We start from the raw sequence: 9,856 nt of genomic DNA, 5'->3' as shown, positions 1-9,856 counted from the left end.
CAGTCAGGGTTTTCAGGAGTTGACCACTGCTGACATCCCAGATTTTGATCGTCTTGTCACGACTAGCAGAAGCTAACTGTTGTCCATTGGGGCTGTAGGCGACGCTAATGACCGAATCGCTATGACCTTCTAAAGTATTCACCTCGATCGCACGATTTTCTTTCTTCTCATTTGGCTTTAAGTAAACAGCTTGCTGTAAAGTTACCACAGTTTGCATTAAAGTATCGCTTCTGTGCTGCACCCAAAGTGTATGCTTGAGTTTGCTACCTGCGCTTAAGGCTGTGATTAAAGCATCTGGGTACTGTCCAGAGAAAGCAAAGGCTTCAGAAGAATTATTGATGGCATTAATTTGACTAACATTTGCCTCTACTTCCCGCTGGAATGTTGCTGCTGCTAAAACAGCAAATCCTAAACCTGCGGCGATGGAACTAAAAAGGGCGCGTTTGAGAAAGTTATTTAGTTTCGCCTCACTCAGTTTTCTTTGTTCTCGTTCTTTTTCCAGTTCCGCCATTACCTGCTTTAACTTCGGTTCCTGTTGCTGGCGGATAAAGGCGGCGATGTAGTCATGTACCAGTTGGTAACGGTCGGCGGGGTTTTCTGGTAGCAAAACCACTAAGCCGGATCGGACAAAAATTTCTAAAATCAAATCTAATTTACTGATTTCAGAAGCGTGTTCTGCCCTAGTTTTTGATCCCCCCGCCTGCGGCGACCCCCTTAAAAAGGGGGTTGAAGAAATTAAGCCCCCCTTTTTAAGGGGGGTTGGGGGGATCTCCGAAAAGTAGGGGAACAAATCGCGTTCCAATTCAGCGCGAGTCTTGAGAGGGCGAGTTCCTTTTTCATCGGTCAGCAAATAGAGTAATATGTCTGCTGCTTGCTGATTTTCTTCACCGCAATCATTAACAACTTCATGCAAATAACGCTTAACCAATTCGTCCTTAGTACCACGCTGCCGATATTCTGCCAGAGTTGTAATATTCTCCGTTTGCAGTTGCGCCCCCACAACCTGCAACTCAATGGGACGAACTTCACCCAATTCTCCGGCTAAATCTTGTACCAGTTGTTCGACTAAAGCAGGTTCTAAGTGAAAGCTAGTATTTTCAGTTAAACGCTGGATAATTGACTTCGCATCAGCAGGTGAGAAGTTCCCCAACTTGTAAAGCACATTATTGCTGAGAATGTCATTGCCAATAATCTTGAGACTGGACAAATCATTGCACTCCAGCAAGTAATGAATGTAATCCACCCGCAGCGATAAGATAACTTTCACCGATAGAACATTCAGACACTCTCCCAAAAACTCAAAGAATTGCTTCCTTTGTGCAGGTTCGGTGTAAACAAAGAAAAATTCTTCAAATTGATCGAAAATTAGTACTGTGCGGAGGTTATGCTGTTCGTTTTTGCGAAGTTGGAAGAGGAGGGAGTGGGGAGTGGGGAGAGACGCGATGAATCGCGTCTGTACAAAGTGGGGATTTTGAAATTCAGAGGTCGAAGTTCCGAGTTCTGAGGCTGAAGTTTCGAGTTCAGAGGTCGAAGTTCCGAGTTCAAAGGCTGAAGTTTCGAGTTCAGAGGTCGAAGTTTCGAGTTCAGAGGTCGAAGTTCCGAGTTCAAAGGCTGAAGTTTCGAGTTCAGAGGTCGAAGTTCCGAGTTCAAAGGCTGAAGTTTCAAGTTCAAAGGCTGAAGTTTCGAGTTCAGAGGTCGAAGTTCCGAGTTCTGAGGCTGAAGTTTCGAGTTCAGAAGTCGAAGTTTCGAGTTCAGAAGCTGAACGTTGAGGTTTTAACTCTCCCCACTCCCCACTCCCTCCCAAAAGCCTCCCTAACTCTTCCACCCAGTTGGTGTAAACGCGCATTACCACCGGCAAATAATCTTGAGTACCGATCGCTTTATTCTTTAAAGCCGGCACCAGTCCCGCATTCACCAGGGAACTTTTGCCTACACCCGATTGCCCATGAATTACTATCAGTTTATAATCAGGGCGACCCATGCGTTCGATTAAACGTTCTACATCCAAGAGACGACCAGATGCAGCAATTTCTGGGGCAATATTTCCTTGGGGAGAGTTTGAGCGCAATGTCTCGACAAATGCCTGTTTTGTAGCTTCTAACTTACCCGCACCAATAAAAGCCCGTAAGCCAAATTGCTGTTCAATGGAACGCCGTTGTTGTTTAATTTTGTATGCTTTGAGATATTCTTTCTGCTCAAAATAAAGCTGCTGCAAAAACCTGAGAATATCCAAGTAAAGCCTGACATCTTCTAAGGTATTACCTACATCTTTAGCAGTTTCTAAGCTGAGAGTTGCCTCTTTAATTTGACCTAAATAGTATTGAGAACGACCTAAAATAAATTGATATAAGCTCAAGTCTTTTGATTTTAAAACCCTTTCGGGAATATCAGATAAAATTCCTGATATATTAGCTGATTCCTGATTTGGAATTGCAGCAAAAACTTCTAATGCTTGCTTAACTAACTGATTTGCTTTCACCCAGTTTTTTTGAGCCAAAGCCACCTCAGCTAAAAACCCATAATCTTTGGCTAATTCCCTTGGCTGTTTGTTATTTTGATGGATTACTAAAGCTTGTTCGGAAAGACTCTGCAATATTTCCCACTTTTTTAAGTCTCGCAAAATATCACCGAATTTCACTACTGCCTTAGCAATTAAATCTAGACTTTGGAACTGGTTAATAAAATGTATATACTCTTGAAGATAATGCCACGTTCTCTGCCAATCTTGACAATTGATATCTTGATGCTTCAAAGCTTTGAGATAATAGCAAAAGCTAATCTCACCGATGACTTTTGCCTGTTTTTCTAAATTATGACTTTGCTGCCAGAGCTTATAAGCTTTGTGATAATGCTCTAACGCCGAATCTTTTTGATTATTTATCTGTTTAACAAAACCTAATAAAGATTCTAAGTTAGCTTGAATATCTAAATTATAAATATCTGGCTTGTTGAGTAAATATCTTTGCGCTGCTTCTAACTCATTTTCCAGCTTCAGATATACATCGAAGCTAAATTTTAAGTTATTACTAAACCATTGATTAGCCGTTTCAATAATAAAATCTACTAATTGCTGTGTTGATATATCAAAATTTCTCGTAGTTGCCCAACTTTCCAAATCTGGTGCAAGCTGTATTAGATGCTTGTAGATTTCATCGTCAATCCAAAACACTAAGGGAAAAGCAAAATTCTTGCGAAACTCCTCCCGCACTTGATTTGCAGAAGTTAACATCACAGGCAAATTCTGCACGGATTCCAAACCCACAACCATTACACAGGCTGGCATTTCTGCGCCGAATTCTTCCTGAATCGCAGTATAAAGAGTCCTGTTCGATTGCCGCACCGTCAAGACACGAATTTCGACTTGACAAATTTCTCGCAGTCTGGAGATTAAGCGATCGCGCAAGCTAGCATAATTACACCGGGCCAATATCAGCTTAAACTGTCCCACAGAGGATTCGATCGCCCAAGCTAATTGTTTCAGAGTGCGATCGCTGTTTACATGGTCATCTTTTGGTGGTTGTGAGTCTGTCATAAGCTTATGGAGGCAGGGGGCAGGAGGCAGGAGGCAGGAGGCAGGAGGCAGGAGGCAGGAGGCAGGAGGTGAGAGGTGGAAGGCGGGGGGCAGAGGATAAGAGGTAGGAGAGATTCAAGACTTCATCTTTTGAATAGTGGACACCAAGATTCCTTGAAACCTATCAACTTCTTCCAAAATAGGAGTAAATATTTCCGGGGATGTCAATCCAACTTCCTTGGCAATAATCAACTGGGTATCGAGTTCTCGAAGCGAACCTAGAGCAATATGAAGAAACTGGATATATTCGTTCTGTGTTTTTCTACCATAGCCTTCTGCTATATTTGATGGCACAGAAACTGCGGAGCGTCTAATCTGACTAGTTAATCCGTAAAGTTCAGACTTAGGGAATTTTTCGGTAAGTCGATAGCAGTTAATAGCGATCTGCACTCCGCGCTGCCATATAAATTGCTCTCTATAGCTCATGATTTAGAAGTTTGAAGTTAGAAAAAACTAGATAATTTTGCACCTCCTGCCCCCTGCCTTCTACCCGCTACCTCCTGCCCTCTGCCCCCTGCCTCCTGCCTCCTGCCTCCTCATTGCAACTCCCTCGCCTCAGCCAAAACCGGATTAACATCAAACCAAGACTCGCCACCATCGCGATATTCAAACACAAACCGACTGCGGATCAGTTTTTGATATCCGTGGTCATCGCTCACCTTTTTCCTTTCCTTGACATGACGTAACAATTGCCACTCATCCTCAGAAATCGGTAACATGATTTCATTCCGCCGAGAACGAATTACTTGCTCTAAGGTTTCACGGGTTAGAGGAAGACTCATCTCTTCCATAATCCAGGTATTCAGCAGCCTCAACACATCCCGCACATGACCACCGCTCATTTGACATAAACGCTCTAGGCTAGCAGCACTATCAAAAATCTCGGTAACTTTATTTAAACGCTCCTCTGGTGTCATGTCAGGAAAAGCTCTAGCAAGTACCATCTGCTGCATGAGTAACATTCCCTGTGTATGAACGCTGCCATCAGGCCATTGTATAGGAACCATTGGTAACACCTTGGGGTCTTCTGGGAAACGCTGAGTCAGCATTCCGTAATCGTTGGAAAACTTCAACGACAAAGGCATGGTGTAGATGAGATGACAATTCAGCTTCGTCAAAAACTCACCCTGATCGACAAATAAATATTCTTGCTGCGGACGACCCCAAGGTTTGGCACGATTATCTATGCGGTCGAGATTATCGACAATTACCACCAGACCATTTTTACCCTGCTGTTTGAGTTTAGCGATCGCAGGTTCTAATAATTCTTGATTAATTGCTTCCAGCAGCTTAGTTTTCTGCGGTGCTAAATACTGATTGAGTTTTTCGCGCAGCATTGGGTCATTTTTCATCTTCGCGGTGATTTCCCCAATGCCCACAGACAGAGAAAACTTATCTTTATCTGCGGATAAACCGACATCACCAAGCACCGGAAGCTTAACTTTTCCCGCCGTCACCTCGGAGTTTAAGACCTTCCAAGCACCTTGCAGCAACTCATTAAACTTGTTAGGTGACTCCAAGGTAATTTTATCCAGACTTTGACTTACCCGCCGAGCGATCGCTAGCAACACATCAGCAATATCGACATCAGTCATTTCCAAGTCATCACTGGACTCAAAATAGACTACATGGAAGCCTAACTTTTCCAGTTCGGCCTGTAACCGTAATAATTCTGTCGATTTTCCACAACCAATATGCCCAGTAAATAAAGTGCAAGTGGGTTCATTCGGCTTAAAAAAAGTAATTTTCTGCTTCAGCTTGCCCAGAATATCACCACCTCGTACCGAGGAAAAATCTATATAATACTTGCCATCAGAGCTATTGTTGACAAACAGAGTTCTGCTGGGATCGCTAGCCTGATAAAATTCCCGTAAATCTATGGACATAACCTGGTAGTGCAATTATCTCGTATTGTCTTAACATATCCTTGTGGAAAAGGATAAAGTTATTTACATCTTTGCATCTCACTATTTCGGATAATTTTCGCATTTACTGCCTCAAAGGCGATCGAATCGTTTATTAATCTCCAAATACGAAATTTAATCAACTCGTAGCAAATTCTCTGCGTGCCTTTGCGCTTACCTCTGTGCTCCTTTGCGTTTAAAAATATTTAAGTTATCTGCAAAAACCGAGACTTTTTTTGATACTATTTAAGACCGGACTCTTTAAATATTGATTGACGTATGAGCAAAGGTACCCTGTTTGATAAAGTTTGGGACTTACACACCGTTGGTACACTTCCCTCAGGGCTGACGCAACTATTTATCGGGCTTCACCTAATTCATGAAGTAACCAGTCCCCAGGCTTTTGCTATGTTACGCGAAAGAGGTCTAAAAGTACTCTTTCCACAGCGTACCGTCGCCACAGTCGATCATATTGTGCCCACAGAAAACCAAGCGCGTCCCTTTGCCGATAACTTGGCAGAGGAAATGATTCAGGCGCTGGAAAATAACTGTAAAGAAAATAACATAACTTTTTACAACATTGGTTCTGGTAGCCAGGGTATAGTTCACGTCATCGCTCCCGAACTCGGACTGACCCAACCAGGAATGACGATCGCTTGTGGAGATAGTCACACTTCCAGTCATGGGGCATTTGGTGCGATCGCATTTGGTATTGGTACTAGTCAAGTCCGGGATGTTCTCGCTTCTCAAACCCTTGCCCTCTCCAAACTGAAAGTCCGCAGAATCGCAGTTAATGGCACTCTCAACCCTGGTGTTTACGCGAAAGATGTCATTCTGCATATCATCCGTTCGCTAGGTGTCAAAGGTGGCGTAGGCTATGCTTACGAATTTGCAGGGACGACATTTGAGCACATGAATATGGAAGAGAGGATGACTGTCTGCAATATGGCGATCGAAGGCGGTGCGCGTTGCGGCTATGTCAATCCCGATCGTGTCACTTACGATTACCTCAAAGGCAGAGATTTTGCACCCAAAGATGCAGATTGGGATAAAGCAGTAGCTTGGTGGGAATCGATCAAGAGTGATGCAGATGCCCAATATGATGATGTAGTGATATTTGACGCTGCTGAAATTTCTCCTACCGTTACCTGGGGGATTACTCCCGGTCAAGGTATCGGTATCCACCAGTCAGTACCTCAACCAGAAGAACTGCTAGAAGAAGACCGATTTATTGCCGAAGAAGCTTACCGCTACATGGATTTATATCCCGGTCAACCGATTAAGGGCACTAAAATAGATGTCTGCTTTATTGGTAGTTGCACCAACGGCAGAATTAGCGATTTGCGAGAAGCGGCGAAAATCGCCAAAGGTCGCCACGTTGCAGAAGGAATCAAAGCCTTCGTTGTCCCTGGTTCGGAACGGGTGAAGGAAGAGGCGGAAGCTGAAGGACTGGATAAAATCTTTCAGGAAGCCGGATTTGAGTGGCGCGAACCAGGATGTTCTATGTGCCTAGCCATGAACCCTGACAAGTTACAAGGAAGACAAATCAGCGCTTCTTCCTCCAACCGCAACTTTAAAGGAAGACAGGGTTCCTCCTCCGGTCGGACATTGTTAATGAGTCCGGCGATGGTCGCCACTGCTGCGATTAAAGGCGAAGTCTCTGATGTGCGCGAGTTGCTGTAACCCCATCTTGTGACAGAGAAAACTCTCTTAAACTTTCTTTCCTTTGCGTTCTTTGCGTTCTTTGCGGTTCGTTTCTTATAAAAATTATGGTGAGTGAAGTTAAAACAGTTTCAGGGCGCGGTATACCTTTAGTGGGCAATGATATAGATACCGATCGCATCATTCCGGCGCGATATTTGAAAGCCGTTACCTTTGATGGGTTAGGTGAAGGTGCATTTATCGACGATCGGACAGCACTTAAAGGCGAACATCCCTTTGACCAACCCCAGTACCAAGGTGCAAATATTTTAATAGTTAACCGTAACTTTGGCTGTGGTTCATCACGGGAACATGCACCCCAAGCGATCGCAAAATGGGGAATCCAAGCTTTAATTGGTGAAAGCTTCGCCGAAATCTTTTTCGGTAACTGTGTGGCAATGGGCATACCTTGTCTGACAGCCGATGCTGTGACTGTTAAACAACTGCAAGAGTTAGTCGCTGCCAATCCCCAAGCCGCCGTGACAGTGAATCTGGAAACCTTGCAAGTGCAAATTGGCGATTACATCGCCCCAGTTGCGATCGGTGAAGGTACAAGAAGCACATTTATTTCTGGAACTTGGGATGCTTGCGGTCAGTTAGTAGCTAACGCTGACCAAGTTCGGGCAACAGCTACAAAATTACCCTACGTCGGTTGGGGTAATTTAGCCGCGAGTTAGTATTTTCTCATTCTCTAGCTGTCAGCCAGGGAATGATATCATCTTCGGTAGATTACTTGTGATTCCTGCGTGGTTTCTAAATACTGTTCGGTTAAGCCAAGAGACGCGATGAATCGCCGTCTCTACAATAATCGGTCGGTTTTTAACCAAATCGTATTGCGTGGACTCTCCCCTAGTAGGCTTACGGTGTACACACAAGTAATCTGATTACCCAAAAGTCCTTCTAAACCTCACCCTGTCCTATCGGAAATCCCTCTCCTCAATGAGAGGGACAGGCTTTGCCTAGCAAAACCAGGGTGAGGTTCTTTTATTATGCGCAATTCAGCGGACACGATATGAGCCGTCGAATTTACGTAACTTTAGAACCACAATATTGAATGAGATTAAAGTATTACATTTTACTCATTGGATAAATACTTATTTGAGAGTCAATGTAAAAATAAATGCTTCAACTTCAATAAAAATCTAGGTTAATGACTGAATGAATTAATTTTTATTAGGTGATTTTAAGTCACTAGTACTTATAAATACTTGGAATAAAAGCTCACCGTGTTTTATAGATAAACACCCAATTATTAATACTAGCCAAAGAATTAACCAGTTGTCAGCAAAGTCACAATACTAATACGGCTTAGTATTTAATATTGTCATTTATTCAACGCTACTTACATTTATTTGAACTTTAACGAAAATCACTTAATCAGTGGAAAGCTAGCTTGCAAAAGGGATTCACGAGCTATTCTTTATTTTTAAAATGCCGTGAAAAGGTCAGGTATGTCTCTAAAACTCATAGTGAAGAAATTTTACAAAAACCAATCTTCTGCATAAAACAAGAAAATATCTCTGAATAATACTTAGCAGCTAAAAACTATAAGTTTTCTAGTTCATAGAGAGAAACTAGTACTTCCATTCATTTATTAAAAATGAAGTATTAGTAACTCATTGTTCACTTAGATAAATTAAGAATTAGGAGTATTAATCATGGCAGTAACTTGGATTCCAGGCCCAGGCCCGACTAATGGAGCAGATGTAGGTATTAGTAATGCCGCTTCTGATAACTTCAATGGTTTGGATGGAAATGACAGCCTTTTTGGAAATGCTGGTAATGACCTGTTACGAGGTGGGGATGGTATCGACTTTCTATCCGGTGGGAACGGAGCGGATACCCTAATCGGAGATCGTGGTAACGACACCTTCATTGGCGGAAACGGCAACGACAGGCTCATCTGGAACAATGGTGATGGTAGCGACAGAATGAGCGGTAATGCTGGCTTTGACGTGGTTGAGGTCAATGGCGCGGGTGTAGGAGACAACTTCCGCCTAGAACAAGATGCTCAAGGCAGAGCAATCTTCGATCGCCTGAATCTGGTTCCCTTCACTCTGACTGTAGACAGTGCAGAAAGGTTTGAAATCAATGGTGGTGGCGGTGATGACATCCTCGATGTCAACAACCTGTCAGCAACTTCTGTAAATGCAGTCTGGTTCACAGGCGGGGCTGGAAATGATGTGCTCGATGGTAGTGGCACAGCGACACCATTGAGAGCCTTCGGTGGTGAGGGGAATGACAGTCTGACAGGTGGTACTGGCAGTGATAACCTTTTTGGAAATGCTGGTAATGACCTGTTACGAGGTGGCGATGGTATCGACTTTCTATCCGGTGGGGACGGGAATGATACCCTAATCGGAAATCGCGGCAACGACACCTTTACTGGCGGAAACGGCAACGACAGGCTCATCTGGAACAATGGTGATGGTAGCGATAGAATTAGCGGTAATGCTGGCTTTGACGTGGTTGAGGTCAATGGCGCGGGTGTAGGAGACAACTTCCGCCTGCAACAAGATGCTCAAGGTAGGGCAATCTTCGATCGCCTGAATTTGGTTCCCTTCACTCTGACTGTAGACAGTGCAGAAAGGTTTGAAATCAATGGTGGTGGCGGTGATGACATCCTCGATGTCAACAACCTGTCAGCAACTTCTGTAAATGCAGTCTGGTTCACAGGCGG

At 43.6% G+C, this 9,856-nt stretch carries 6 protein-coding genes; 3 read left to right on the top strand and 3 right to left on the bottom strand.

Going from position 1 to position 9,856, the window contains the following annotated elements; translation table 11 throughout:
• From AC1F2U_RS33920 to AC1F2U_RS33910, 3 genes are all read right to left on the bottom strand, one after another.
• Positions 1-3,532 (bottom strand): WD40 repeat domain-containing protein (locus tag AC1F2U_RS33920; protein ID WP_480265131.1); only part of this gene is annotated, 3,532 nt, incomplete at its 3' end.
• 114 nt (positions 3,533-3,646) lie between these two features.
• Positions 3,647-3,997, bottom strand: coding sequence for a four helix bundle protein (locus AC1F2U_RS33915; RefSeq protein WP_193945494.1), 351 nt, complete (start codon positions 3,995-3,997; stop codon positions 3,647-3,649).
• A 110-nt stretch (positions 3,998-4,107) separates the two neighbouring features.
• Positions 4,108-5,457, bottom strand: coding sequence for an ATP-binding protein (locus tag AC1F2U_RS33910; RefSeq protein ID WP_480265130.1), 1,350 nt, complete (start codon positions 5,455-5,457; stop codon positions 4,108-4,110).
• A 297-nt stretch (positions 5,458-5,754) separates the two neighbouring features.
• Between AC1F2U_RS33910 and leuC the strand changes: the two genes are divergently transcribed.
• From leuC to AC1F2U_RS33895, 3 genes are all read left to right on the top strand, one after another.
• Positions 5,755-7,158, top strand: coding sequence for a 3-isopropylmalate dehydratase large subunit (gene leuC / locus AC1F2U_RS33905; RefSeq protein ID WP_480265129.1), 1,404 nt, complete (start codon positions 5,755-5,757; stop codon positions 7,156-7,158).
• Between the two features lie 86 nt (positions 7,159-7,244).
• Entirely contained in the window at positions 7,245-7,853 is a 609-nt protein-coding gene (gene leuD / locus AC1F2U_RS33900; RefSeq protein ID WP_480265128.1) for a 3-isopropylmalate dehydratase small subunit, read from the top strand.
• A 981-nt stretch (positions 7,854-8,834) separates the two neighbouring features.
• On the top strand, positions 8,835-9,856 hold a 1,022-nt coding region (locus tag AC1F2U_RS33895; protein ID WP_480265127.1), incomplete at its 3' end, for a calcium-binding protein.

It is taken from the genome of Nostoc sp. LEGE 12454 (assembly GCF_056620565.1).
The sequence above is the reverse complement of the archived record's forward strand: the minus strand, read 5'-3'. Positions and strand labels throughout refer to the sequence as shown.

Bases quoted from the DNA above. Each gene is read 5' to 3' on its own strand.
- leuC (WP_480265129.1), top strand. From the start codon at position 5,755: ATGAGCAAAGGTACCCTGTTTGATAAAGTTTGGGACTTACACACCGTT.
- AC1F2U_RS33910 (WP_480265130.1), bottom strand. From the start codon at position 5,457: ATGTCCATAGATTTACGGGAATTTTATCAGGCTAGCGATCCCAGCAGA.
- leuD (WP_480265128.1), top strand. From the start codon at position 7,245: ATGGTGAGTGAAGTTAAAACAGTTTCAGGGCGCGGTATACCTTTAGTG.
- AC1F2U_RS33915 (WP_193945494.1), bottom strand. From the start codon at position 3,997: ATGAGCTATAGAGAGCAATTTATATGGCAGCGCGGAGTGCAGATCGCT.